Below are 25,710 nucleotides of genomic sequence, written 5' to 3' on the forward strand. Positions count from 1 at the left end.
ATGGCAGAAAGCCTAATTTTAGAGCCTCGACGAACGAGGTCATTTCCTAGGACGGTTAAACGAAGACCTCAGAGATACGCCAGGAATAAAAAATGCCAGTAAGCTTAACTTACCGGCATTACACAAATAAGCCTCCTTTTTTATTATGTCTAAATATGACACGTTGACTTAAACCAAGCTGTCGACCACATCGAAAGCTTCAAGATAATTATCGCCAGGTTTAACGTCAAATTCAAAATTTAAAACTTTCAAACAAGTATCAAAGGTCTTTTCACCGAACCACGCTTTATCAAATGAGTTTAATGCCTGAATAATTCCCGCTTGTCCTCCGTCACCTTGCAAAGTGATAGGGGCTAGAGTGGCAATAAAACTGGCAACCAAACCATAAAGGTCTTTTTCAGCCTCGCCCTCTGCCGCCCACAACAATGGATCAGCATACTGGCTAGCATAGTGACTGGTAGCAATATCCAAGCCTATGCCAAAATTGACAAGTATCGCCTTTTCCTTGTTACATATAATATTTTTAGGGCAGATGGCTCCGTGATGAATATCCATCTGATGCATATATTGTAAAGCCGACAACAACTGAGTAAACCACATCACAGGCTGTCCTAGCTCAATAGCCGATAGTTCATCGAGTGAAGCACCGTATTCCCATGATCTGGCGATAAACAATTCATCGCTTTGAGGCAACTGACCGAAGCCCAACACCTTTTCAACATGAGGATGATACAGTTTTGACAAGCTACGGTATAAGCTACTTAACGTGGGCCACTTAGCCTCCACTTTACTGTAAATAGAGACTCCACAGTTAAATTGGCCTTGAATATGAGTCGCTCGCCAAAATTGGCTGGTACGGGTCGCTGCAATAAACTGCTCGAGTCGATAGTGATGATCGATGATGGCACCAACATTCACAGTTAACTTTTCCGGCATAGTGTCACATACACCATTATCAATCAGGGCTGACAGATCGCACCGGAGTCCATCAACATCAAGCGTTTCGCCCTTCGCCGCTTGTTGGTACCACTGATAGATACGAGGCTGTTTTGTTTGGATAGCTAGATGTAAGAAGCCTTGGGCATAGGCTTTAATGTCTTCATTCGATGTCAGGCTGTCTTTTATATCAATAAACTCCACATCGCCAAGACTAGAGACAAAAACACAATTACTGGTCCAGCCGCCCACGGTATAACCGCGACGGTGGATCTGTTGCAGTCCAGAGACCGACCTGCGTAAGATTTCCAGCAATTGATAGGTCGTTAAACTTTCAAGATCAAGTATATTCAGAGGCACACCACGGGGCATACGAATAGGAAGTACTAACTGCTCGCCATCATGAATAAGTGGTGCGCAATAAGGAACGCCACTGCATCCGGTTAGTGCCTGAAGTCGTTTAAACTCCTCTCTCAATTGTTGTTCGTGAGTAACTGATTGCTCATGATCGGCAAATTGATTAGCAATAAGTATCTTAAGCAACCAAGGCGCAGTCCAATCACCTGGATTATATTCTGCTTGCCACACCTCAAGGCCACTCTGAATGAACAAGCATTTGAGTTTGGTAAAATCTTGTATCTTGTTATTACGCTGTTCAACGAGTGCAACCTGACCTATCGTCTTGAGTACTAACTCTTTCTGTTCATCGGTCACTAGGTGACTGTGAGGCGCTGTCAGGCCCCATTCTTTCGTTAATGCATCGACTATCAGCTTTGGAGTGTAGATGCTTAATGAACCTTGATGTTTTTCTAGCTCAATCTCTTCACCTTTTCTGCCAGTCACAAATACCATGCCCTGACACCAAGGCGCATAAACACCAACTGGAATGGTGTGCTTGACGTTTCCGGCCAGTACCCGAGCCACATAATTCGCCTTCGCCAGACTGTTATCGACTTCACGACCATCAAGGGACCAAGCATGTAAGCCTGCATCTAATCGTCCGATGTAACCTTTAACATCGACAACATACACGCCCCACTCACCTATCACGAGAGCATCAACCTCCATTGCTTGCCCTGATTTGGTAGGGATCTCTACGTTGGTCAGTAGAATATAGTTTTCTGGGAGCTCATCGGCCAATAAGGAAAACGCCCATCGTTCGGCATCGTTAACCGGGGTTCCGAAACTTATCTGCTTTGCCATTCTTTTCTCCCTTTGTGGCAATTATTTTATGTGAAACAAACACCTAAAATATTGAATTCGTTATTTTCTGGTTTCATCAATGGTGATTTCATAACGTCCAATAATGGATCACAGGCATAAAAAAAGCCACCTAAATGGTGGCTTAATGCTAAATATATAACACTTTGAAGATGCGCTATCTAGCAACCCAATTTACACGTCACAAAAGTTATAAATAGAGATGTATATTAATGCTTACAGGTGTCGCTGCATTCATGGTCATCATCGGCATAATCATCATCGCCTTCTTGATGCTGCATTACACCCCAACCATCAGTTGCACCGCCAAACTCTTCGGCAAACTGATTTAGATTTAACTCTTGATCTACGATAGCCTGATATTCTGGAATCATCTTGATGCAAACAATCAGTTCCCACTTACCCACTTCATCATTCAAATGAAGTTCCATCTCGCCTTCAAGGTCAGAGTTAGAAAGCTCTTCTGTCGCAGATTCTGCGTCTCTTTGATCATCAAAAACAAGAAAAAAATCAATATCTAGCTGCTTGGAAAGGTCAATGCCTGCTTCGCTCATTGCTGCAAGCATTTTACCGTTATCATCATCAGGGAATTGCATGTTAATCCTCTCTAAATCACTTATTCAGCAATAATCTTAACGCTTTCGCCATTAAAACTAACGACTTCACCAGCAACCACTTTCTTACGTTTACGGGTTTCAACTTCGCCATTAACGGTCACTTGCCCTTCAGAAATAACGTGCTTGGCTTCGCCACCAGCACTCATCATTCCTTGGACTTTCAATACTTTGTATAACTCAATATGTACTTCGCCTGACTTTAATGTCAACGTTGGAGTATCTGAACTCACGGTATTTCGCCTTAAATAATCAAAACTGGCGGCATTATAGCACCCAATTGAGATGCCTATACATGCTTTCGAGTGTCGCTAAACTCTTTCTGCAGCTAAGAGCCCATAAACGCAATCGTCAAACCATTGATCGCCTATTTTACAATTCTCTCGCAACAGGCCTTCACGCTTGAAACCGCACTTTTCCAGCACCTTAGTTGAAGCTATATTCAGCTCTACACAATAGGCTATAAACTTATGAGGCGCATAGGATAAGCATGCCCAATCGACAATGGCCTTTAAGCTCTCACTGGCATAACCACGCCCTTGAACACCTGGATGCATCATATATCCGACCTCTATTTGTCCCATTTCTGCATTGCTATTATGCAGCCCGATGAAACCAATAAAATCATGTGTATGCGCATCTTCGATAATAGTGAGCAGCCACTCGCCTGCCTCAAAGTCATTTACTTTTAAAACATGCTCGAACTTATCTCGTATCACAGCTTCAGCCTGAGGTTGACGAACATACACATTCAGTTGTTCACTTGAATGTGTATGTAGAAAATTGTCCCAATCGCTTGAAATAACAGTTCTTAACCTGAGCCTATCGGTATACAGTTCGAGCATGATAATGTCTCTAAAACAAGCTAAGCAGGGCTTAGCCTCTGCTTGTAACTTCTAGAAGATGATAACCAAATTGAGTTTTAACTGGACCTTGAACTTCGTTCAATGGCGCACTGAAAACAACTTCATCAAATTCTTTAACCATCATTCCTGGACCAAAAGAACCAAGATCCCCACCTTGAGCACCAGATGGACAAGATGAATTTGCTTTAGCTACATCACCAAAATCTGCACCACCAAGGATCTCTTGCTTAAGTGCTTCACATTTTTCTTCGCTGCTAACTAACAGATGTCTTGCTGTAGCTTGTGCCATGGTAAAAACTCCTTACGTTAAATATTTGCTCTACAAAGGTAGTAAAGCAGATCGGATTCTAAAAAATACCCAGCTAGTATATTGATAAAAGCTGGGTTTAAAAAGCAATAATAAATGAAAGTATGTATAAGTTAATTTAAACTAACTTCACTTTTGAGTTTCAATCCATTGATGAATTTTCGACTCCATAACCGCCATTGGTAGTGAACCAGATACGAGAATTTGATCATGGAAGCCTTTTAGGTCAAACTTATCGCCTAAGGCATTTTCAGCTTCAGCACGTAAAGATAAGATTTTTAATTGACCCACTTTGTAGGACAAAGCTTGGCCAGGAATCGCCATATAGCGCTCAACTTCAGCGACAATATCTGATTCTGCCATCGGTGAATTATCTTTCATATATTGGATAGCTTGCTCACGAGTCCACCCTTTAGAGTGCAATCCAGTATCGACAACCAGTCGCATTGCTCTAAGCATTTCGTCTGATAGCTTGCCAAAATATTGGTAAGGATCGTCAAATAGTCCCATCTCAATACCTAGGTTTTCAGCATACAGTGCCCAGCCCTCTTCAAACGCAGTATAACCACCAAATCGTTGAAATTCTGGCACGCCAACTAACTCCTGTTTGATGGCAATTTGAAAGTGATGACCTGGAGCAGCTTCATGCAATGAAAGCGTCGTCATTCCCCATTTCGGCTGAGCTTTCAAATTATAGGTATTGATATAAAATACCCCAGGACGAGATCCGTCAACCGCAGGTGATTCATAAGATGCGCCAGCAGCTGATTGCTCACGGAAGCTTTCAACAGGCTTAACCACGTAATCAGCTTTGGGTGTCACATTAAAGTATTTAGGCAGTTCAAGATTGATTTTATCCTTAATCACCATGTAACCATCAATTAATCCCTGACGGTCAGTAAAGAAGTACTGTGGCTCTGAAGAAAGTGAAGCAAAAAATGCGGTTAAATCGCCTTCGAACTTTACTTGCTGTCGTACTTTATCCATCTCTGACAATATACGTGTTACTTCACTTAAGCCTATCTGATGAATCTCATCAACAGACATTGTCGTAGTGGTATGTGAGTTCGCTAGATGCTGATACCAAACCTTACCATTAGGGAGCCCCCACCAACCATCAGTGCCTCTGGCAACAGGCAGATATGTGATTGCGAAATAATCTTTTAATGAAGTCAGAGCAGGTAATAATTCATCTTTGATTAACTGAGTATACTGTGCTGTTAGCTCATCTTTTTGAGCTTGAGTGAAGTCCTCAGGTAAATTATTAATCGGTGCATAGAAAAGACTATCAGATGGATTTTCGACTATCTGCGCTTCTAACTGAGGAATAATCCGCTCAACTAACACTCGTGGTAAAACAACTTTACTCCTGATCCCTTCGTCCATTCGCAACTGAGCAAGCTTAGTCCAAGCTATGAAACCTGAAAGACGCGACACCCAGTTCTGATAATCTTTTATTGTGTTGAACGGCTGTGCGCTTTCACCAGTACCGAGTTGAACCATACTGATTACCGTACTGTAAAACTGATTCATCGGCATAAAACGAGCAGGGAATGTTTCATCAACTAGCGCAACATTTCTGTTATAGGCAAACATGTCGTAGCTAAGTTGAAGTTCAGAAGACAACTTACTTCGATCGATAGCTTCTACTTGAGCAAGGTAACTTGTATTGAGCTCGTGACGTGCTTTTAGATATTCTTCGGTGAGATCACCACCAAACTGGTCGTTGTAATCATTTACACCAACAAAAGTGGCATAGACAGGCTCTAACTTTAAATTATCATTAAAAAACTGATCGACCAAAGCCAAATATGCTTGATTTTCCTTCTGATCTCCGAGGTTTTTAGATGAATTATCTACTGAATTTTGACCAGAATCAGTTACTGTCACTTGTGGTGTATTTGTATTTTTTTCCTTATCGTAACAGGCGGTTAGACTGAAAACTAGGCCTATTGAAATAGCAACTACCGTTTTGTTCATGGATCTCATCTCCCTCTTATTCTGTGCAAATGCTTGTTATTTTCTATACTTATTAGCAAAAGATACCATTTTACATTCGATTTACCCCAATATATGCGTAAGTATGGGAAAGGAGTCATCCAATGATCTATTCATTTCGCAACTCAGGTTTCAGAGATCCTGAAACCGGTGTTTATAACCAGACTTACTTTATGGAAGTATTTAACCGAGAGTGGCATCGTCATATACGAGAGCATCAAAGCTTATCCTTATTGTATCTGTGCCCGCACATACATGAAACAGTTAAGCAACCTCATTTACTTGAATTATTTATGAAACAAGTGCAAGAAGCGATTCTAAGAACTTCTGATCTTGTTGCTAGGCTCGATGATAATAAATTCGCACTCGGTCTGTTTAATATTGATGAAGAAGGCACAAAAGTCGTACTCGGGCGTATAGAGAAACAAATTGAACAGTTTAATTTAGACTATGGTAAGCAATTCACTAGCCATGTAGATTATGATTTAGCCGCTTGTATTTGCATGCCTGAGCGGGATCTGAACATTGAATTGTTATTTGAAGATGTAGAAAAGCTCAGCCATGAATTAGAGCTGGAAAGTACAAAACATATCGAACTCAGAACATTACACCAATAGCTATTTATACAGTAATCAGATCATCACTTCTGACACCTCTCCAATTCAGAGTTATCTCAGATAAGAATGGCATCAATGTTCCAGACATAAAGCCAATTTATATCCAGCCATGGCAAATTGGCATAAATGTTCCAGACATAAAAAAGCCCCTTTCGGGGCTTTTTTAAACAATACACCAGATTATAGTGTCACGTTATGTACACGAGCTTTCTCTTTAATATAAGAGAGATAGCTTTTTGCAGAACGTGCTGTCTTCTTATCATTTGCCGCCAATTTAGCACGGGAATAAGCAGACTTATATTGCTTCAAACCTAGGTAAGATAAAGCAAGCTCAAATTGAGCCTCACCTGGATTATCGATACCCGCAACAAGCGCTTTTTTCAGTGCAGCAATAGCGGGTTTATATTTACCGTCCAAAGACAAAATACGTCCTTGTCTTAAGTAATATTTACCATTATCGCCAGCTTCAGCAGCCTTACCATAGTAAAGTGCTGCTTCTTTAAGCTCTTTAGAGTTGTGGTAGAAACCCGCTAAAATCGCAAGTGTCTTCTCGTCTTCAACGATCAGACCCGATTTCATGTGTTTCTCATAGATTTTAGCTGCACGGTAAGCCGAACCATTTTGTGCAAGTAACTGAGTCAGACGAGTAATATTAGCCGACGTCTCTAAAAACCCATTCATATAAGCTAGATCATAAGTAGCCAATGACTTGGTATACTTCTCAGTCATTAGATAAAACTGGGCTAATTGCACCCAAAGTCTTTTATCATCCTGAAAAAGAGGCACCATTGTCTCTAATACTCCGACAGCCTCAGGGTACTTTTTCTGGTTAAAGTATGCTGTCAATTTCATCTGATAAAGCCCTTTATCAGGTTTATCAGAAAGAGACAGGCCTTTATCAGCCACTTCTAGAACTTTATTCCAGTTTTTCTGCTCAGAATAAGCGATACCAATACGACGATAAACTTGCGCTTCTTGCTTACAAGTAAACTCCATCCATTTGTAATATTGAGGGATCGACTCTTTGAACTTCTTTTCCTGGATTAACAAGTCAGCGTAAAGACGTAAAGTTGCAGCATGATCGACACCGCCGAGGATATCAGCTTCTACAGCTTTCTTCAGGTACTTAATTGCGGTGCCCATCTGAGATTTTTCGGCGTAAAAATTACCCAACATGCGGTCAATGTACGCTTTATCAAACTCATTCTTTGCATTCGCTTCAAGTAAGATGGCGATAGCTTCATCGACATTCCCTTCCTGATACGCTTCAAAAGATTTACCAACCTTCTTTGCTGCGCTCTGGCCAACGGCTTTAGATTTTCTCAGCTCAATAGGACACTTTTCAGCAGCATTGACGGTAGGTACTAAAGCTAAGCTACCTCCGACAGAGAGTAATAAAGCTGCAGCTATACTAGTCGTTTTAAAACTAATCTTAGTCATCTCTACTTGCCTCCCTTATCTAAAGTGAAATCTAGTTGTACTGTTTGACCTGGAACTTTCAACGCTTTGCCATCAATGATTTTAGGCTTGTACTTCCACTTCTTCAGAGCTCGTTTTGCTTCTCTGTCAAAGACACGTTTTGGCTCTGCCTTGATAACTTTAACATCCTCAACACCACCAAGTTCGTTAATCGTAAAGCTGAGTTGTACCCACCCTTCTTTACCATCACGTGCTGCAGCGATTGGATACTGAGGCTCGATTCGTACGATAGGTGTAGCATCACCATCACGTGTCATCATGTTGCCCAGTTTAAAGCCAGTATTTGCGCTACCCGCGGCGACACCACCCATGTTAAATGACATATTAGTATCAATGTCAGATGAACTATCTGGCGGAGTCGTATCCGGCTTAGGTGGTTGCTCTGGTGGCGTTGGTGGCTTAGGTTTTACCCTAGGCTTTTTCTGTGCTGATGCATCATCTTTGTTCATGGTAATTTCAATGACAGGACTTTCTGTCGAGGCATCGTGGCGGGTTGGACCGCCACCTACCAAAAAGGCCATGAAAACAAACAGAGCAAAAGTCACAGCAGCACCAACTATCAGTGATACTATTCCTCTTAGCATATTACTCGTTCCCCGCCGATACTGAAATTTTGTCGATACCAGCCGCTTTCACATTATCCAAAACCTTTACTACTAAGCCATGTCTAGCTTCTTGGTCTGCTTGAATAAGGACAGCTGCTTCCGGTGCTTCTGCTAGCATACGCTCAACGTTTGCAGTTACACGTTCGATATCAACCTGACGATTTTCCATCATGATGACGCCAGTCTTGCTTACACCAATAAAGATGTTAGCTGAAGGCTTCTTCGTCGCTTGTGACGCTTCTGGCTTGTTATAGTCAAGACCAGATGGTTTAACAAACGATGTCGTTACAATAAAGAAGATAAGCATAATAAACACGATGTCGAGCATCGGTGTCATATCAATCTCAGCTTCCTCGTCTACGCTTGAATGCTTTCTACGTGCCATATTAATTTCTCTCTAGTGGTGCGGCAGGCTGTCTTTTAGCTTTTCTAAACTGATTTTCATCTTAGCGTCTAAGCGAGTACTAAAAAATACTCCCGATAACGCAGCAACCATTCCCGCCATTGTCGGCATGGTCGCCATTGAAATACCAGCTGCCATCATACGAGCATTACTCGTGCCATGAACTGCCATCACATCGAACACTGATATCATACCGGTTACGGTTCCTAGCAGTCCTATCATAGGACAAATAGCAACTAAGGTTTTGATAAGCAGCATACGTGCCGTTAAATCTTGCTTCGCTTGGGATAACCAAGCTTCACGGATGCGGTGTGCATACCAAGAGGTTGAATCCTCTCGAGCTTCCCATGCTGTAATGATTGCTTTGTGCTCTTTAGGTGATACCCAATTGAGATACCAATAGCGCTCAAGCATCAATACCCACATAGCAAACAACACAGCAGCAACTAGCCAGAGGATGTCTCCCCCGGCGGCCATGAAGCCCCTGACGGAATCCCAGATATCCATCAGGAATAACATTAGGCGTTCCTCTTCTCAGCGTGTGAAGCAACGATGCCAGCACTTTGCTCTTCAAGTACTTGTACAATTGACTTGCTACGTGCAATAACAACTGCGTGCATCAACATTAACGGTAGCGCGGCAACTAGACCTTGTACTGTGGTCATTAGCGCCATAGAGATACCACCAGCCATTAGCTTAGGATCACCTGTACCAAACAACTGGATACTTTGAAAGGTTGCAATCATACCAGTTACGGTACCAAGTAGACCCATCATAGGAGCAATAGCGGCTAAGACCTTGATGATTGAGATACGAGTCTCAAGTGCAGGCGTTTCTTTCAAAATAGCTTCATCAAGCTTTAACTCTAGCGTTTCAACATCAACATCTTTGTTGTCTTGATATGCTTGTAATACACGACCCAATGGGTTGTTACCTGGGTTATCTAGATTCTTACGCTGAGCCTTAACTTTAGCACCAACAATACCTAACGTAACGAGGCGTTCAATAGAGATCAGCGCACCAAGTGCTAACAACACCATAATGATGTAACCAATCGTTCCACCCGCTTCGATACGCTCTTCAATCGTCGCTTTTTGAGTAAAGATGTTAAGTAACACACCCTTAACTGGGTCAATATAAAGCTTAGCAGCACCAGAAGTTGTATCTTCGAATGCACCAACAGTCTTTACTTGGTAACCATCAGGTTGTTGAGACAATTGCTGAATAAGACCAAGATCGGCGTTATATACAACATATTGACCATCAGCCATCTCAAATAGCTGCTCTTCCCAGAAACGCTCTAACTCATCGATTTTTGGTAATTGCTTTCGTGCACCAAGATCGGCGATAAACACATCACGTCCTGGGTACTGAGCAGAGACGTTAGAACCCGCTAATTTACCTGCGAAGTCACCAGCATCTCCTTTAACAACTCCAAACATCTCACCCAAGTCACCTTGAGCTGTTTTTAAGTCTTCTTCTAGCTGACCGATTTTACGTTCGTTATCCAAAAATGCTTGGTTTAGATCTTTACCGCGTTGTCTTTCAGCAGCAAGTGCATTTTTTTCATTTTTTAACAGTTGAGCTTTATCACCGCGTTCATTTCTGAACTCTTGCTCTCTTTTCTTATTCGTTTTAGACGCGTTAGCACGCTCTGTTTGAACTTGCTTAAGTAACTGGTCAATAGACTTAGGTGCATCTGCTGCACTGGCAATACCTGCTGAAAGCGACAGGGTTGCAGCAACGATTGCTGTAGTAATTAACTTCTTCATTATTGTGCAGCCTCCGCAGCAGGAATTGGTAACGAGAATAGATCCGGAGCACCCTGTTTACGTGCGATACGAATACCTTTAGTGATCTCACGAAGATAGCTATCTTCTAATTGATCCCATTCCTTAGTTTCGTCGTTATACATCCAAGCTGACTTACCATCTAAGCTTTGAGCATAAAGTGCGACACGACCTAAGTTAAAGAAGTCAACTAACACCTCTTTCCCATCCAACTGTAATTGGCCTGTTTTAACCGCAATAAATCCACCGTATTCACGCTCAATACTGTATGCGTCTAAGATAAGACGATACTTTTCAGCAAGCGTAACTTCTGCACTGTTCAACAGATCTTTAAGATTGTTAACACGTGCAACACGAGTTTCGGTGTTAAATGGAAGATCAAGCGCAATAAACTGCTCTAAAGCATCAACCATCTTAAACATTAGTGGTACAACACCTTGGCGGAGTGTATCTACGCCATTGATGTCATCTTGAATTAATTTCATTGTAGCTTCTTGGTCTGCAACCAGCCCCGCTACATAATCGTTATAAGATTTCAGTGATTCACGTTCATCTGCAACAGAACCATACTCGAACACCATGTCCTGAGCTTGGTCGAAGTACTTATCTACTTTCTTTTGAGATGTTGCTGCTTCAGCGTGAATTTTGCTGTCAGCCTTCTGAACATCAGAAAGGGGATCGGCAATCACTAAGTTACTGCCGGCTAAGGCTAATGCGCCTACGAGCGCTGTAGCGATTTTTGTTTTATTGCTTACCTTGGACATAGTTCCCAACCAATTTGAAGTAAAATTAAAAAGCTTAACTTATTGACAACATAGGTTTCTGCTTATCGTTGCAAGAATCCCTAGCTTCTAAGTACGTCTTTCTCTTGTGATTGTTAATTATTATCTTATTTTTCTACGCCGTATAAGGCGTAGCACCGACGGCATCATTTCACAAATTGTTGACCTATGTCAACAATTGGAAGGGTCAAAAACTAGTAGAAAAAGAGCTTTAGGGATAGAAAAGAACCAAAAGGGAAGTTTTAGGAGATTTATCATATTTCCTCATTAACATAACAGTCTCCTAGGCACCAGCCGTTCTGATTAACCAACTGATAAATAGCACTAAAGCACAATCAGCACGAATCGAAAAACACCACACATGCGCAACAAATAATTAACACAAGATGATGTAAAATATTTCTATTGCATCGAAAGCATTAGTAACAATAAAAACTATACCACCAAAAAATCACCCTCACACATGGTAAATAATCTTTTAGAAACATTATTATTTATTTAGAAAATAACAAATGCCAAGCAAGAACATCATTATTCTCACTGTACAAGGTTCTCACATGCTCCAAATAGCCATCGTGAATAGAGACACTAGATATTATTTTTGATATATTCATCTGAGTTTGAGCGGCGAAAAGCAATTCTTCGAGTCTATCTTTAAGTTTGGATATTTGTAGTTTTGAAAATTCAATATATTCAATTTTCTTTTCTAACTTCCAAAATATTCCTTGCTGAAATAGAGTGGAAAGGTAAGTCAGTAGTTCGCTATCTTTTAGTGCACTTTCATCTAGTTTAATTAGTGTATCGATTGTTTTGTTCAGAACCTTCCGTAACTGCTCACACTCTTTATCACTCTTTACTTTGTCTAAATCATTCTGCGTATTAATGTCTCCCATTTTACTCACAAGATTTAAAATATTCTCAAAAAAATGATTTACTTCTAGAGCATTCAAAAGAGTATAGATTCTTCTGTTTCTCAATATAACCATCGAATGTTCATGATGTATTACAATAGAAAAACTTCCATTTACTTTCAAAACTCTTAAAGATTCAGGTATTGCTATATCTAGATCCGCATATTCAATACCAAACTGCGAGACGACTAAATCAAATTCATTGTCATTAAAAGGAAGATGAGTACAGTCAACTTCTGACTTTAACGATATCGTCAAATTTTCTGCTATTTCATTTTCAGATAAGTCTGTCGTTATTATAGCTAAATCAATACCAATGCCCTCCCCTCTAATGCTGTCTCCTTTTACATATTCTGAAGCTAGTAAAGCTAATGCTCCGTTACCTGTCGCAATATCTAAAAATTTAAAATTATTTGGTAAATTTTTAAATATAGGTTTCCAAACGTCCTTTAAAACTCCGGTATAGTTCCCTGTAAAACTATCGCCAAATGATGTTAGATGCCCTTGTTCCCAATAGTCTGACCAGTGGTTACTCATATTGTTCTCTCACAAAATACGATAGATAAAGATAACTTAAATTCAATGAAAAAAAAAAGGCCCTTTAGGGCCTTTTTTTATTTTTAATTAGCAGCTTAGAACTTCAAAGTATAAACAGCGCGGTACTCACGACCATAGTTGTTATACAAGCTAGGATCTTCATACTTTCCGTCAGAACTAAGTACTGGATCTTCATCAGTCAAGTTGTTGACACTGACCCTAACTAAACCGAAACTACCTACATCATAACTATATGAGATGTTATGAATTAACCAGCTATCAAGTTTACCTTCATCTTTAGTCTCATAAGTAGAGCTAATGTAGTTAGAGTTCCAGCTAAAGCTACTATCTCCAATTGAATAGATTGCAGTTAAGTTAGAGCGGAAATCAGGTTGTCCAGCCCAACCAGCTTTATCTATGGCTTCAGTACCAGCAGCATCTTCTTCAACATATTTAGTAATAAAGCTGTTAGCCCAGTTAACTCTGAACTCACCAATACTAGTTTCAAAAGATGTATTTAATGCAACATCAATACCTTCAATTTCCAGCTTATCGCCGTTAGCATAACCAGTACCAACTTTTAATGCTTTACCAAGTTTACCATTAGTCGTAGCCGCTCGTTCTACATAGAAAGTAGAATCCGCAGTTAAAGTACCATCAGCAATACCTTCTAATACACTAGTGTTTGTACGTTGGTTAATTACATTATCGATGTCCAAGTTGAAATAATCAAGTTTAACACTTAGCTCTTCAGTAATATCCCATGCTAAACCTAAGTTAGTGTACTTAGAGGTTTCAGGCCCCAAGGTATCGTTAGCTGAAATATAAGTGTCAATTTGTCCTGATTTACAGTCTCCTCTCGAAATACCATTTGATTCACAGAAAGGATAATCCGTACCCGTTTCAGCGCTGAAGCTCGTTGCTGCATATAACTGATCTAACGCTGGAGCTCGGAAAGCCTCAGAGTATGATGCACGCACAACTAAAGTATCAAGAGCCTGCCAACGGACTGAAGCCTTAGGCGAAGTATTACCACCAAAATCACTATAGTTATCATAACGAACTGCCAAGTTCACTTCAACGTCATCTATAACTGGTAATGCAACTTCATAGAAGGCTGCCCATACTTGACGATCACCGCCTGCAGAGTTACCAGCACTACCACCTACAAGACCAGCTTCCGACTGCGCATCATAGACTTCACTAAAGTCTTGTTCAAAATACTCCATTCCAACATAGTGACCAGCTTCGCCACCCGGAAGTTCGAATGCATCAAAGTTAATACCTGCATTGTATTGATTAAAAATGGCTTTACCCTGAGTTAGAGTTGTAGCCTTCATGTTGTTGATGCCTTCTTCTGAACCTAAATCAATTCCATTAGCCTCATTATAAGCAAGTCCAGCATAACTTAGGTAGTACTCACCAATCGACTTGTTATCAGCTTGATTGTAATGATAATACATTTCCCAACTCGCATCATTCCATGCGCTAATTGTTCCACGAAGACCGGTTAGATAATCTTGGTTATAATCATCTACATTTCCGTCACGAGTACCGATACCAACCCAACGGAAATAACCTGTAGTCTCTTCACCGTATGGGTTATTCGGGTTATCAGCAGACATTTTATTCCAAGTAGCCGCTGGTGGAGCATAACGACCAAATGATCTGTTTTGAGTAACCATTACGCGACCAAACCATTCAACATCTTCTGCTACTTCATAATTTGCATCAACATAAACAGTGTTACGGTCTATAGAAGCCTTGTTATAAGAAACATTACCGTATGCATACATACAATAGGTAGAACCAGGAGACCAATCTGTATCAGCTTTCACTTTACGGAACGTATCTGAACCATACTCAGCAACCAAATCATCACACAAAAGTGATGCTTGAGCTTGAGAGAAATCAGGAGAAGCAACTGTTGCTCCGTAGATTGACCATCCATCAGTATCTACATATGCTTGAGCTGTATCGTAGTCGCCATTAATTTTTGCTTTAGTGTATTCACGATCAGCATCAGAGATACCTTTGCGGTCTTGGTGATCAAATGCAAAGGTAATATTACCTTTATCCATTTCATAACCTGCAACAACAGAAAACTCTTTACTTGTCAGTCCGCCATCACGCTCACGAGTACCACCACCAACATTGAACTCTAGTCCTTGGAAGTTTTTCTTCATGATGATGTTAACAACACCAGCAATAGCATCCGAGCCATAGGTAGAAGATGCACCATCAGTCAAAATTTCGATACGTTCTACTGCTGCCATCGGGATAGCATTGAGGTTTGCTGAAGCACCACCAAGCGTAGGAGAACCAGGGAAACGTTTTCCATCAATAAGAACTAATGTACGCTCTGAACCTGCACCACGTAGATCAATCGTAGCTTGAGATTGTGCAGAACTACCAGAACGCTCTGAAAATGAACCAAAAGAGTTCAAGTTACTATTACGCAGTGCATCAGCAACAGTAAAGTTACCCTCAACCTTCATGTCTTCTGCTGTAATAGTTGTAATTGGTGAAGCACCTTCAAGATCACTACGTTTAATTCGTGATCCTGTAACTTCAATACGCTCAACTTCTGCTGAATCTTCATCAGCTGCAAATACTGTTGGTGCAGCGAATGCTGTTGCTGCTGCACCGCTAATTAGTGCGAAACGCACTGAATTAGCTAGAAAGCTATTTTTGTACATATTGTTTCTCCCTGGACTTATATTTTTATTTTATTGAAATGAATCTAGTCAAACGCTTACAAAGCGTTACAAGTAGATTCACCTACACACAAATAAGACCACAATAGAAACATTTAATCAACAAACAGTAATAGATTTTTACAGTCGTATCTTTTACTGTGCAGTATGTATACAACTTTATGTCTATCACAGAGGGGATTTGAGGCAAAATTGAGCAGGCACTGCTTTCATTGTATGACCGACAGACGAAGGTTTGAATTAAAAGCATTCAAAAATAATAACTTAAATAAAAATCTATTTGATTTTATTACACATAACTTTACTAAATATCACTGTTATCACACTGACTATTGAAGGAACAATACTCATTATTATGTTGTACTCATGTGACAAGATAGTAATTTGTAAATAATTTAATACAGATTAGGCATTTTTAGTGGTGAATTGGGTCTGGTAAGGATAAATGCGATAAAGAGCTAGAGATTAGTTTACCCAGCCCTTAAACAAAAAACGCCCTAATAAGGGCGTTTTCAATTCTATGTTCGAATCAGGTTAAAGCGTATATCTGATACCGATAGCAACGCCATCTTCTTCAGAGATAGACATTCTAGCTTCTTGACCTTTGTCAGCACTTGTAAAGTCACTGAAATCTTTACGTGCTTCTACATATAGTACAGTGTTTGAATCCCATACATAGTGAAGGCCTGCAACAACAAACTGACGCTTGAATACATCGTTAGGATCAACGTTGTTTGGCTGAATAACATAATCACTGCCAGCGTCTAAGATGTTATAAGAAACAAATGGACGGAAACCATTTTCAAACTTGTATGAAAACAGAGACTCGATACCGAAAGAATCTTTGATCAAACGACCTAAGTTATCAGTGTCGTGGTTTTCATTCTTGTTGAAGTTAGCAGCAGCATAGAGGCCATCTTTATCGAAGCTGCCCCAAGTTGCACCAACACCATAAATAAGATCAGTAGCAGTGATCTGTTCACCTGTGTTGTAAGTCACATCAAACTCACCGCGGTTAACACCAGCTGTTAAAGTCAGCATATCGGTTGCTTGATAAGTCACCGCACCACCGTATGTGTAGCCGTACTTAACTTCTTGTGACTCTTGATTAGCACCCCAACGACTTTCACAATCAGTACTCAAACCAACAGTTTCTTCACAAGTATAGAAGGTGTTGTTTTTAAGCTGTGCTTGAACAGCAAAGCTAACATCACCGAAAGAGTTACGGTATTGAACCGTCTTATCACCACGACCCACGCCATTTATAGCGCCGTCAGCTTTGTTATAAGTATAAGTACCTGATGCATTACCATCCCATACAAAACCATAGTTAGTGTTGTAAACAACATCGTACCAAGCGCCCCATTGCTTACCAACAGTCAAACTACCGTAAGTATCATGCGCAATACCAACATAACCCAGACGATTATTTAAGAAGTCACCACTTTGAGATTCAAAGTTACTCTCACTGTTATAAACGATTTCGCTGTTACCAAATGGGTTTACGCCCCACTCAAGTTTGGTAAATGCTTTCCAGCCGTCACTCATTTCACGAGTGAAACCAAAATTAATGCGTGATGCACCATTAACGACTTCTGTTTCACCTTGTGTATTGATGATACGTGCATCGATAAAACCACCGATCTCAACAGCATTCTTATCATCTTTATAGATTTCGATTGCTGAAGCGGTTGGGACGAATATAACGGCTGCTAAAGCCGATGCTACTAACGTTTTTTTCATCTGTTATCTAACCTTAATGTTACCAGTCTGCTTGGTTTTATTGTTTTAAACATTCCGTTGTTTTATTTCTATCCTACTTCTTGCCAAGATTAACAAACGATCATCTTTCTCTCAAAGCAGAAAATCACAAAAGTAGGGCATTATTTGCGATAATTATCTAAAAAAACCAACCAGTAACAATGAATCAACCGGACTGCAACACAGTTAACACAAATGTGTAGGAATCATCTCCTTTATATTAACGGAAGCTGTTTCGATCTCATGTTTGAGAAACTTTCTCCCAAAATCGTAAGAATAGGATCAGCTATCGGCCCAAGTTGCTTATCGATGTAGTATTGATAATCGATGTTTGCTTGCCTATATTTCACCGGCTCCGCTCCATTTGTCGTCATGAGGTATTCAATACGGGTCCCCTTCTTTGACAAACTTTCCAAGCCCGATAACGAATATTGAATTTGTGCAGCTTTAACGTGAGGTGATGATTTAGCGGTATAGTCACAGATGTCTCTGCGCAGTTTCTTAGAAAAAACCAGTTCACTATCCAATTTTCCCGCCAGAAGCTCAGCTATGACATCCAATAGGAAAACCGTTACATCTTGTTTGGAGAACAGTCGATAATACAGTGCTTCTTGGATCCTTCTCGCCAATGGACTCCAATCGCTTCGTACTTGCTCCATCCCTTTAAAGATTAACTTCAGTTCACCATCAGGTTTAGTAAAGGCGCCAACGTAACGCTTTTTAGACCCTTCAATAGATCCCCGTAAGGTCGGCATAAAAAACTGCTCATAATGTGACTCATATTCAAGCTCCAAAAAACACGCTATGTTCATCGTTTCTGCTAGCTTTTGTTGCCATTGCTTATTGATCATTTCAACCAGTCCCTTCGCAACGGTATCGACATTGAAATCAAGCGGGTCCGACCCTAGCCATACAAACGTTGAGTCTGTGTCACCATAGATAACTTGATAACCACACTCCTCTATCCAAACCTTGGTTTGTTTCATGATTTCATGCCCTCTTAAGGTAATAGAGCTGGCGAGCCTTGCATCATGAAACACACAACCTCTTGAACCTAACACTCCGTACAATGAATTCATTATGATTTTGATTGCATGTGAAAGCGGTTCATTCTTCTCAAGCTTTGCCTTCTCTCGGTGCTCTGACAATGTTTTGATAAGCTCTGGGAGAATGGGATTTTCTCGACTAAAGCACCCTCCGAGAAATCCTTCAACAGTTTCTAACTCCGGCATGGACAGCCCTTGAACTAGACCTTTAGGGTCAATCAAAAAGGTTCGAATAATAGAGGGATACAAACTTTTAAAATCAAGTACTACGATGTTTTGATATAAGCCAGGGAGTGAGTCCATCACATATCCACCTGGACTCTCCAATCCTTGACTGGTTGCCATAGCCGGCGCAACAAACCCAGCCCGGTGTAAATGTGGGAGATAGAGGTTATTAAATGCGGCCACAGAGCCACCTACACGTCCCAGCTCTAACCCCGTCAGTCTTGAGCGCTCTAAGGCAAACTCAAACAACTGAGTATGATTGAACACATCCCACACTAAGCGGCTATCGGTCAGATTATAGTGAGCGAGTGCTAACTTATCATGGTGAAAAAGATCGGCAATTTCATCGACTCTATTTTCAACACTGTGGATCGCTTTTCCCTCCTCCAATAAAGCACGCGAAACGAACTCTAACGAGAAACTATCGAAGCGATAAAAGGCAGCCTTAAGCCAATCAATCCCATCTAACACCACTCGACCAGCTAGCGAGAGAGACTCAGGTCTGAATTTATCAGCCACTTTCCAACCCAGTTCAGCGCCCCCTCGGCCAATAGGTAAGCTAATCCCTAGCTTTTTTGCCCTGCGATATAGCAAAGCAAGATCAAAAGTGACCACTGCCCAGCCAATAATAATGTCAGGATCATAATCGGCAAACCACGCCACTAACTGTAAAATAAGTGACTTTTCATCCGCCACCCATTCGATATAGTCTCTGGCCCTCTGCTTATCATAGTCTTCAACTTCAGGCATAAGGTTATCGACAGGTTCACCAACCATGATCACCTTCTCGTAAGGTATCTCCCCATCTTTACCGTATAAGCCGACTGAATAGAGTTCGCCATCAAAGCTACATTCAAAATCGAGCGAGATGGCTTTGAGTGAGATATCAAGATCAAGCTTACGGGCTCGTTCACCGATAAACACGGGCAAAGTGTCATTGCTTTTACTTGTTGAGAACTCACCTGTAAATTCAACATCAAGTGCAATAAAGCGCTCTATCAGGTACCTGTGCTCAGGGCGAATGTCCGACTCATATAAAGGAATGCCGAGATCGACACTCGCTCTCGTTAAATTTCTAAAACTTTGTCGAGACTGGCAGTACAAAGCGGTAACACTGCCAAGTTCAAAATTTTGTAGAGCTAAAGCCTTGGTTCTAATAGGGCCTAAACCAGGTGATGAAAGCAGAGTATCAAGCGCAGAGGTCGCACAAAAACACAAATAATCAGCATTAGGTATTTGCACTAACACTGGGCCTTCTGCTGTTTTGACATAATAATGCAGCAACAGAGACCCCGACTGCTGGACTAAATGCCGCGTAAGCACTCTGCCTTTTACACTCGTTGTTGGTAACACATCTCTATCCATTACTATTACTCACTGCAATACTGCCCTTGATAAATTCAATTAATTGAAAATTGAGTAGGTAAGGCTAAGCAATCACTGTTATTATGTACAGCTCTATTTCTCTTCTATGTATGCGCATGCTATCTGCTGATGTAAAAACTCAAATTCGCACAATATATAAAGGTATTGCTGCAGCTTTACCCCACTTTCGTTCTAGACGAGAGCAAAACTATATCGTCGCTGAGATTTCAAAAACACTGGCAGGCGAATACGATAAACAAAGAAGAATCGCCGTAGTTGAGGCTGGCACCGGGATCGGTAAATCATTAGCCTATCTGTTGGGCGCTATTCCTTTGGCACTTGCCAATAAGAAAAAGGTTTGTATTGCCACGGCAACCGTTGCCTTACAAGAGCAATTGTTGCATAAAGATCTGCCCTTCTTTCTTGCTCAATCGGAGTTGAATTTTACTTTTGGTTTAGTTAAAGGTCGTCAAAGGTATGTCTGTCTTTCAAAATTGCAGATGCTCATCGGCGCCGACGATGGCACCCAAATGGCAATGTGGCAGACAAAACCTGATACAAGCCAGATAGCACAGTTGCAAACTTTGTATAAACAATACCACGAAGGTAAATGGAACGGTGAGCGCGACACATTACCTGAACAACTGCCAGATCATCTTTGGCAGCAAATGGCCTGCGATAAACACAGTTGCCATAAGCAGCTTGCCAGCCATAGAAACTGTCCGTTCCATAAAGCCCGTGAAGATATCGACACTTGGGATGTATTAATTGCTAACCACAGTTTGCTTTTTGCCGATCTTGAATTGGGCGGAGGCGTGATACTGCCAGATCCCGAAGATGTTTATTATATTATCGATGAAGCCCATCACTTACCCAAAGTGGCAAGGGACTTTTCCAGTGCTCAATCTACCTTGAGAGGCGCCATCGATTGGCTTGAAAAAATTGATAAAACCAGCACCAAGCTGCAAACTCAAATAAAAAGTAATCATATCATCGCACCAGTCCAGTCGATGCATGACCATATTACCGACTTAACGGGCCAATTAAACTTAATCGCCCATTACTGTGATACTCAAACCGCTCGATTCGATAATCCAGAAAACCGTTTTCGCTTCGAACATGGAAAACTCCCTGATGGCTTATTAAGTCAGGCAGAGAGTCTTTCCACCACCTCGTCTAAAGCACTCAAACAATTTAATAAGATGCAAACCTTATTAGCTGAAGCGATAAAAGATGGTGAAATTCCCAAGCACCAAGCTGAACAGTTATTATCAGAAACAGGTTTTATGGTGCAAAGGCTTGAAAACCTGCAGAAGCTGTGGAAGATGATGGCTAAAGTCGACAACGCGAAAGGTGCGCCAATGGCACGCTGGATTGAGTTGATCACCGGTAAACAGTTAGATTATCTGTTTAATGCTTCTCCCATCGAAGTCGGCTACATGCTTGAAAAATTGCTGTGGGATAAAGCCGCTGGTGTCGTGTTATGCAGTGCCACTTTGCGAGCACTAAACAATTTCGATCACTTTACCCGCCAAGTTGGCCTCTCAGTTAATGATGGTAGCCGCTTCTTAGCGTTAGACTCGCCTTTTGACTTCGAACAAAATGCGACGCTTTATCTGCCGAAAATGAAAACAGAACCGACTGATGATAAATATACTGAAGAGTTAGCTGAGCAGATAATCACGCTGATTGATGGTGAACAAGCCACCTTAGTCCTATTTGCATCTTATTGGCAGATGGAGAAAGTAGCTGATCTCGTTGAAAGCAAAATTAAAACAGGCCTACAGATCCAAGGCACGGCTTCACGACAAGAGATTCTGACTAAGCATAAGCAGCGGTGTGACAATAACGAGCCCAGTATCATTTTCGGTACAGGCAGTTTCTCAGAAGGACTTGATCTGCCAGGGGACTACCTAACTAACTTAATTATTACTAAGCTTCCCTTTGCTGTACCCACCTCTCCGGTAGAGCAAGCGCATGCTGAATACATAAAAATTAAAGGCGGTAACCCGTTCCTGCAGCTTACAATTCCAGATGCATCACGCAAATTGATACAAAGCTGTGGTAGATTACTGCGTAAAGAGCAAGATTATGGTCGTATCACCATTTTAGACAGGCGACTCGTGAGTAAGAGATATGGAAAATCGTTACTTGATGCTCTTCCCCCTTTTCGCCGTGTAATAGAGTAGGAATACTTTTGGATCTACTGTTAGAGCCCAGTACTTGGGCTATTCTCGCTGGAATAGGCTTAATTGCAGGATTTATTGATGCCGTGGCCGGTGGCGGCGGATTACTCTCAATCCCTGCTCTGCTCACCTTAGGGATCTCTCCACATTTAGCCTTAGGCACAAACAAACTTGCTGCTTGTTTTGGCTCATCCATGGCAGCTTTTACCTATTATAAGCAACACCTTTTCTCGCCCAAGCTTTGGTACCACACTTTTATCGCAACCTTTTTAGGCGCGATTACGGGTACATTTTTAGTCCATTACATAGATAAAGCGTGGCTTGAAAAAGCATTACCACTGATCATTATTGCAATAGCTCTTTATACCTTGGTCAAACCTAATGCGATGGGTTGTAAAGACTACGTCCCTCTCAAAGCCTCCGCCACAAGATTTAAACAATGGATACTGGCTTTTCCATTAGGGTTTTATGATGGTTTTGCGGGTCCTGGTACCGGGGCTTTTTGGACCATAACCAGTACAAATTATTATCGTCAACCCCTCTTATATAGCTGTGGGCTCGCAAGAGCGATGACATTTGTGAGTAATCTTACCTCTTTAGTGATCTTTTTTGCGCTGGGTCAAGTTAACGTGATTTTAGGCTTATCTATGGGAGTGTGTATGATGTTAGGCTCATACATTGGCGCACGCTCAGCAATAAAATTTGGTGCTCAATTTATTCGACCTGTATTTATTGTTATTGTCCTTCTTATCGCGATTAAATTAGCTTGGAGTGCCTGGTGACAACAAGTGAACTACTCAAACGATTACGAGTCCAACATAAGCAGTTAGAGCAAGAAGTGTTGCAGCATGACGCTAAACTGGCTAAAGGGCAGAGACGTTTAATGCAAGACACTGAACGCTTTAACGATAGCCTGTTTATACAAACAGGCGCAGAGTTAGGGCCTTGTATCAATCAAATTCAAAAAAGCATTCAACAGTTAGAAAAGTTGATAATAGGCAAAATGTCACTGAGCACAATCCTATTAAGTTGCGAACGTATTCAAGATAGGTTTACCGCAGTAAAACGCGCCTTAGCAACGACATCCTTGGATGTTAAATCTGCCGAACAACAGAAAAAAAATCGCATAGCAAAAGCGCAACAACGCCGACGTCAATCCCACAGCAACAGTGGCTTTGACTGGATAGCGGCTGGCGTCATGCAGAACAGCCATCAACTTTATGAAGAGCTAAACAAACACTTAAACTGGGTAAAGTCATTTGAGCAAAAAATCCAGAATTTGCAATCAGAACTCGAATACTGTCATAGTGCTGACAAAATTAAGATGCAAAATGAAATCTTGCTTGTGCATCGCCGTTTAGGCAAGTGTCGACAGGCTATTAGCTACATTGAAGAACGTATTCAGGCGTTTGAACGTCCACAAACACATACGTATAGAAGTTTTAATCGTTAAGGAGCTATAAACATGAAATCAGTTATGCCAATCACCGCTATCATCGCTCTGCTTGGTTCCTCCACAGCTCTTGCTGCAAACCTGAATATCCCCATGGCATTCGAGTACCTTGCAGTTGACGGAACAGAAATAAAATCTAGCATGTTTAACCATAAATCTGACATCGAGTTGGAAAATGGGACTCATAAAATAGCGATTCGTTATCATGACATGGTGCAGGATGATTTTAGTGACGGTGAAAGTTTTATTAAATCATCTCCTTTCATCATTACGTTAGCTGTTGATGGCGATCACCAATACAGCTTAACGCCTACTGACGGCGGCATGGTTAAAAATCCAGAGTCTTTTGCTAAATCTCCCCAAGTGGTGATCACCAGAAGTGACTCCGGCACTGTTGATTACACAGTCAAGCAAACTGACTTTACCGAAGACTCATTTGTCAGCAGTATTTTGGGTGGCGGAAACAGTCAAGACATAACCAGTGTGGCAAAAGATGCAACGGGCGGCGTAGCTATCGCAGCATCAATCACAGCACCAGTGAGTAAACCCGCTCCGGTTGATGCGATTAGCGGTAAAAAAGTTAATGATGCCGAACATGCTGAACAAATGCTGCAGTACTGGTGGTTACATGCCGATCCTGACACAAGAAAAGAATTTATGAGCTGGGCAATTAAACAACTGTAAATTCAACACAGTATAAAAAATCTAAAAATGCCAGCAACTCTAGCTGGCATTTAACTCTCTGAACATCCCCTCAATAACACCGTCACATCAATCAGCGCCTCTACCTCTCACTAAATACCTATTTAAAATAGCCTTTTTTGTTAGTAAGGAAGACGTTATACCAAACAAGCACTAGAATGATTACATGGTGTGCTGAATATTTCCTATTGCTGAAAATCAATTTTAGTAGCAAACTAAATTCCGACATGATGTCACTCCATAGAAAGCAGCAATAGATTACCAACATCAGGGAGCATAGCTATGCAACTAGAGCTTAGAAATTATTACGAAGTTCTGCTAATGGAACTCATATCAGATGAAGGACTTATCGATGAGCTGCCTGAAGAGTACCTAGCAGATCTCTGTTGCGTCACCCTCAATCAACTTCCCGTCAGGTATATTCGCCACTTAGTCGACACACATTTTTTTGAAGACTATAACGAACTCCAACAGATGAAAACAGAGATTCAAGTCGCACTCGAAAAATCCCGCGCTTTTCTCAAAGCAAACCTCAATAAAGACAAAGATTAAATATTTCACAATCTAAAGTGGTTAGTACGTAACATGAATGAAAAGCAGAGCGTCCATCATCCCAATGTAGACGCCTTTAAATGAAGACTGATTACATTTTTTTAGTGTAAATCTGAGAGTTGATTAAACTTTCGCTGCAAATTGCTTCTTTGACCGTCATCCTGAACTAGTTTCAGGATCCAGCTTGAAGATTTTGGATTAGTTGGTATTTGCAGGTGTGCTTGAAGCTCGTAGCTTCATGGTTGTTTATTGCCTCCAACAGGGGAATGTGTAGTTACTTCTGCGAGACGCTGTGAATATATCCCTATACACTCTACGACTTCATCCCTGAAGTCTAAGCTCGCAGCCGCACCGACACCTGTTCATGAATCTCTTCGATTTGGCTTTACTTGGTAGAATTTTTGTAAGTCATTTCTGCCCGTGCGACGTGAAGTCGTATGAAGCGCTGTTCACCGCGTTGAGTGAACCATCTGTATCACCAGATGACCCTAAGACTCTGAATAAAGTAGCGAGTCTGACAATGTAACGAAGTCCATTGGACGGGAACAGAATCGTGAGAGGACGTTCTTCCTGATAACCACAAGTCGGGTAAGTGCTAGGGAGTCAGTATGATGAACATATGTGAATCCATGTAAGG

General features: G+C 41.2%; 22 protein-coding genes. 6 read left to right on the top strand and 16 right to left on the bottom strand.

Annotated features, from left to right (window positions below; translation table 11 throughout):
* Window positions 1–168 precede the first annotated feature (168 nt).
* From FN961_RS24740 to FN961_RS24765, 6 genes are all read right to left on the bottom strand, one after another.
* Window positions 169–2,139, bottom strand: coding sequence for an NERD domain-containing protein kinase family protein (locus tag FN961_RS24740; protein WP_144042814.1), 1,971 nt, complete (start codon window positions 2,137–2,139; stop codon window positions 169–171).
* 227 nt (window positions 2,140–2,366) lie between these two features.
* A complete protein-coding gene (locus tag FN961_RS24745) occupies window positions 2,367–2,753 on the bottom strand; it encodes a ribonuclease E inhibitor RraB (RefSeq protein ID WP_144042815.1) in 387 nt (128 codons plus the stop codon).
* 20 nt (window positions 2,754–2,773) lie between these two features.
* Window positions 2,774–3,004 carry an RNA-binding S4 domain-containing protein gene (locus tag FN961_RS24750; RefSeq protein ID WP_185972882.1) on the bottom strand — a complete coding sequence of 77 codons (231 nt, stop codon included), beginning with the start codon at window positions 3,002–3,004 and terminating at the stop codon, window positions 2,774–2,776.
* A 78-nt stretch (window positions 3,005–3,082) separates the two neighbouring features.
* Entirely contained in the window at window positions 3,083–3,616 is a 534-nt protein-coding gene (locus tag FN961_RS24755) for a GNAT family N-acetyltransferase (RefSeq protein ID WP_144042816.1), read from the bottom strand.
* Between the two features lie 31 nt (window positions 3,617–3,647).
* Window positions 3,648–3,926 (bottom strand): peptidylprolyl isomerase, encoded by a 279-nt coding sequence (locus FN961_RS24760; RefSeq protein WP_144042817.1) that lies wholly within the window; start codon window positions 3,924–3,926, stop codon window positions 3,648–3,650.
* 147 nt (window positions 3,927–4,073) lie between these two features.
* Window positions 4,074–5,924: a DUF885 domain-containing protein gene (locus FN961_RS24765; protein WP_144042818.1), complete on the bottom strand. Its 1,851-nt coding sequence runs from the start codon at window positions 5,922–5,924 to the stop codon at window positions 4,074–4,076.
* A 122-nt stretch (window positions 5,925–6,046) separates the two neighbouring features.
* On the opposite strand from FN961_RS24765, the gene FN961_RS24770 reads away from it, so the two are divergent.
* Entirely contained in the window at window positions 6,047–6,559 is a 513-nt protein-coding gene (locus tag FN961_RS24770) for a diguanylate cyclase domain-containing protein (RefSeq protein ID WP_144042819.1), read from the top strand.
* Window positions 6,560–6,739: 180 nt separating this feature from the next.
* Here the strand turns inward: FN961_RS24770 and FN961_RS24775 are convergent, their stop codons facing one another.
* From FN961_RS24775 to FN961_RS24820, 10 genes are all read right to left on the bottom strand, one after another.
* Entirely contained in the window at window positions 6,740–7,999 is a 1,260-nt protein-coding gene (locus tag FN961_RS24775) for a tetratricopeptide repeat protein (protein WP_144042820.1), read from the bottom strand.
* 2 nt (window positions 8,000–8,001) lie between these two features.
* Window positions 8,002–8,622, bottom strand: a complete 621-nt coding sequence (locus FN961_RS24780) for an energy transducer TonB (RefSeq protein WP_144042821.1) — start codon at window positions 8,620–8,622, stop codon at window positions 8,002–8,004.
* Between the two features lies 1 nt (window position 8,623).
* A complete protein-coding gene (locus FN961_RS24785) occupies window positions 8,624–9,028 on the bottom strand; it encodes an ExbD/TolR family protein (protein ID WP_012155875.1) in 405 nt (134 codons plus the stop codon).
* Window positions 9,029–9,040: 12 nt separating this feature from the next.
* Window positions 9,041–9,565, bottom strand: a complete 525-nt coding sequence (locus tag FN961_RS24790; protein ID WP_144042822.1) for a MotA/TolQ/ExbB proton channel family protein — start codon at window positions 9,563–9,565, stop codon at window positions 9,041–9,043.
* Window positions 9,565–10,818, bottom strand: coding sequence for a MotA/TolQ/ExbB proton channel family protein (locus tag FN961_RS24795; protein ID WP_144042823.1), 1,254 nt, complete (start codon window positions 10,816–10,818; stop codon window positions 9,565–9,567). Before FN961_RS24795 ends, FN961_RS24790 begins: the two co-directional genes overlap by 1 nt.
* Complete coding sequence (locus FN961_RS24800; RefSeq protein WP_144042824.1) at window positions 10,818–11,600, bottom strand: DUF3450 domain-containing protein; 783 nt, start codon at window positions 11,598–11,600, stop codon at window positions 10,818–10,820. Before FN961_RS24800 ends, FN961_RS24795 begins: the two co-directional genes overlap by 1 nt.
* Window positions 11,601–12,112: 512 nt before the next feature.
* On the bottom strand, window positions 12,113–13,066 hold the full coding sequence (locus FN961_RS24805) for a class I SAM-dependent methyltransferase (RefSeq protein ID WP_144042825.1): 954 nt from the start codon (window positions 13,064–13,066) through the stop codon (window positions 12,113–12,115).
* 95 nt (window positions 13,067–13,161) lie between these two features.
* A complete protein-coding gene (locus FN961_RS24810; protein ID WP_144042826.1) occupies window positions 13,162–15,765 on the bottom strand; it encodes a TonB-dependent receptor in 2,604 nt (867 codons plus the stop codon).
* Window positions 15,766–16,317: 552 nt separating this feature from the next.
* Entirely contained in the window at window positions 16,318–17,526 is a 1,209-nt protein-coding gene (locus FN961_RS24815; RefSeq protein ID WP_144042827.1) for a porin, read from the bottom strand.
* A gap of 233 nt (window positions 17,527–17,759) precedes the next feature.
* A complete protein-coding gene (locus FN961_RS24820; RefSeq protein ID WP_144042828.1) occupies window positions 17,760–20,180 on the bottom strand; it encodes a DNA polymerase II in 2,421 nt (806 codons plus the stop codon).
* Window positions 20,181–20,296: 116 nt separating this feature from the next.
* Here FN961_RS24820 and dinG point away from each other — a divergent pair, with 116 nt between their 5' ends.
* The 5 genes from dinG (at window position 20,297) to FN961_RS24845 (ending at window position 25,073) form a co-directional block, all read left to right on the top strand.
* On the top strand, window positions 20,297–22,369 hold the full coding sequence (gene dinG, locus FN961_RS24825; protein ID WP_144042834.1) for an ATP-dependent DNA helicase DinG: 2,073 nt from the start codon (window positions 20,297–20,299) through the stop codon (window positions 22,367–22,369).
* Between the two features lie 8 nt (window positions 22,370–22,377).
* A complete protein-coding gene (locus FN961_RS24830; protein ID WP_144042829.1) occupies window positions 22,378–23,148 on the top strand; it encodes a sulfite exporter TauE/SafE family protein in 771 nt (256 codons plus the stop codon).
* Entirely contained in the window at window positions 23,145–23,819 is a 675-nt protein-coding gene (locus FN961_RS24835; RefSeq protein ID WP_144042830.1) for a primosomal replication protein, read from the top strand. Before FN961_RS24830 ends, FN961_RS24835 begins: the two co-directional genes overlap by 4 nt.
* Before the next feature lie 12 nt (window positions 23,820–23,831).
* Complete coding sequence (locus FN961_RS24840) at window positions 23,832–24,503, top strand: DUF2057 domain-containing protein (RefSeq protein WP_144042831.1); 672 nt, start codon at window positions 23,832–23,834, stop codon at window positions 24,501–24,503.
* A 300-nt stretch (window positions 24,504–24,803) separates the two neighbouring features.
* A complete protein-coding gene (locus FN961_RS24845) occupies window positions 24,804–25,073 on the top strand; it encodes a late competence development ComFB family protein (RefSeq protein WP_144042832.1) in 270 nt (89 codons plus the stop codon).
* Window positions 25,074–25,710 lie beyond the last annotated feature (637 nt).

The organism is Shewanella hanedai, from assembly GCF_007197645.1.
Classification (GTDB): domain Bacteria; phylum Pseudomonadota; class Gammaproteobacteria; order Enterobacterales; family Shewanellaceae; genus Shewanella; species Shewanella hanedai.

What these genes read in the sequence shown, in the direction of transcription:
- FN961_RS24740 (WP_144042814.1), bottom strand. Translation starts at nt 2,139, where the DNA reads ATGGCAAAGCAGATAAGTTTCGGAACCCCGGTTAACGATGCCGAACGA.
- FN961_RS24745 (WP_144042815.1), bottom strand. Translation starts at nt 2,753, where the DNA reads ATGCAATTCCCTGATGATGATAACGGTAAAATGCTTGCAGCAATGAGC.
- FN961_RS24755 (WP_144042816.1), bottom strand. Translation starts at nt 3,616, where the DNA reads ATGCTCGAACTGTATACCGATAGGCTCAGGTTAAGAACTGTTATTTCA.
- FN961_RS24760 (WP_144042817.1), bottom strand. Translation starts at nt 3,926, where the DNA reads ATGGCACAAGCTACAGCAAGACATCTGTTAGTTAGCAGCGAAGAAAAA.
- FN961_RS24765 (WP_144042818.1), bottom strand. Translation starts at nt 5,924, where the DNA reads ATGAACAAAACGGTAGTTGCTATTTCAATAGGCCTAGTTTTCAGTCTA.
- FN961_RS24770 (WP_144042819.1), top strand. Translation starts at nt 6,047, where the DNA reads ATGATCTATTCATTTCGCAACTCAGGTTTCAGAGATCCTGAAACCGGT.
- FN961_RS24775 (WP_144042820.1), bottom strand. Translation starts at nt 7,999, where the DNA reads ATGACTAAGATTAGTTTTAAAACGACTAGTATAGCTGCAGCTTTATTA.
- FN961_RS24780 (WP_144042821.1), bottom strand. Translation starts at nt 8,622, where the DNA reads ATGCTAAGAGGAATAGTATCACTGATAGTTGGTGCTGCTGTGACTTTT.
- FN961_RS24785 (WP_012155875.1), bottom strand. Translation starts at nt 9,028, where the DNA reads ATGGCACGTAGAAAGCATTCAAGCGTAGACGAGGAAGCTGAGATTGAT.
- FN961_RS24790 (WP_144042822.1), bottom strand. Translation starts at nt 9,565, where the DNA reads ATGTTATTCCTGATGGATATCTGGGATTCCGTCAGGGGCTTCATGGCC.
- FN961_RS24795 (WP_144042823.1), bottom strand. Translation starts at nt 10,818, where the DNA reads ATGAAGAAGTTAATTACTACAGCAATCGTTGCTGCAACCCTGTCGCTT.
- FN961_RS24800 (WP_144042824.1), bottom strand. Translation starts at nt 11,600, where the DNA reads ATGTCCAAGGTAAGCAATAAAACAAAAATCGCTACAGCGCTCGTAGGC.
- FN961_RS24805 (WP_144042825.1), bottom strand. Translation starts at nt 13,066, where the DNA reads ATGAGTAACCACTGGTCAGACTATTGGGAACAAGGGCATCTAACATCA.
- FN961_RS24810 (WP_144042826.1), bottom strand. Translation starts at nt 15,765, where the DNA reads ATGTACAAAAATAGCTTTCTAGCTAATTCAGTGCGTTTCGCACTAATT.
- FN961_RS24815 (WP_144042827.1), bottom strand. Translation starts at nt 17,526, where the DNA reads ATGAAAAAAACGTTAGTAGCATCGGCTTTAGCAGCCGTTATATTCGTC.
- FN961_RS24820 (WP_144042828.1), bottom strand. Translation starts at nt 20,180, where the DNA reads ATGGATAGAGATGTGTTACCAACAACGAGTGTAAAAGGCAGAGTGCTT.
- dinG (WP_144042834.1), top strand. Translation starts at nt 20,297, where the DNA reads ATGCTATCTGCTGATGTAAAAACTCAAATTCGCACAATATATAAAGGT.
- FN961_RS24840 (WP_144042831.1), top strand. Translation starts at nt 23,832, where the DNA reads ATGAAATCAGTTATGCCAATCACCGCTATCATCGCTCTGCTTGGTTCC.
- FN961_RS24845 (WP_144042832.1), top strand. Translation starts at nt 24,804, where the DNA reads ATGCAACTAGAGCTTAGAAATTATTACGAAGTTCTGCTAATGGAACTC.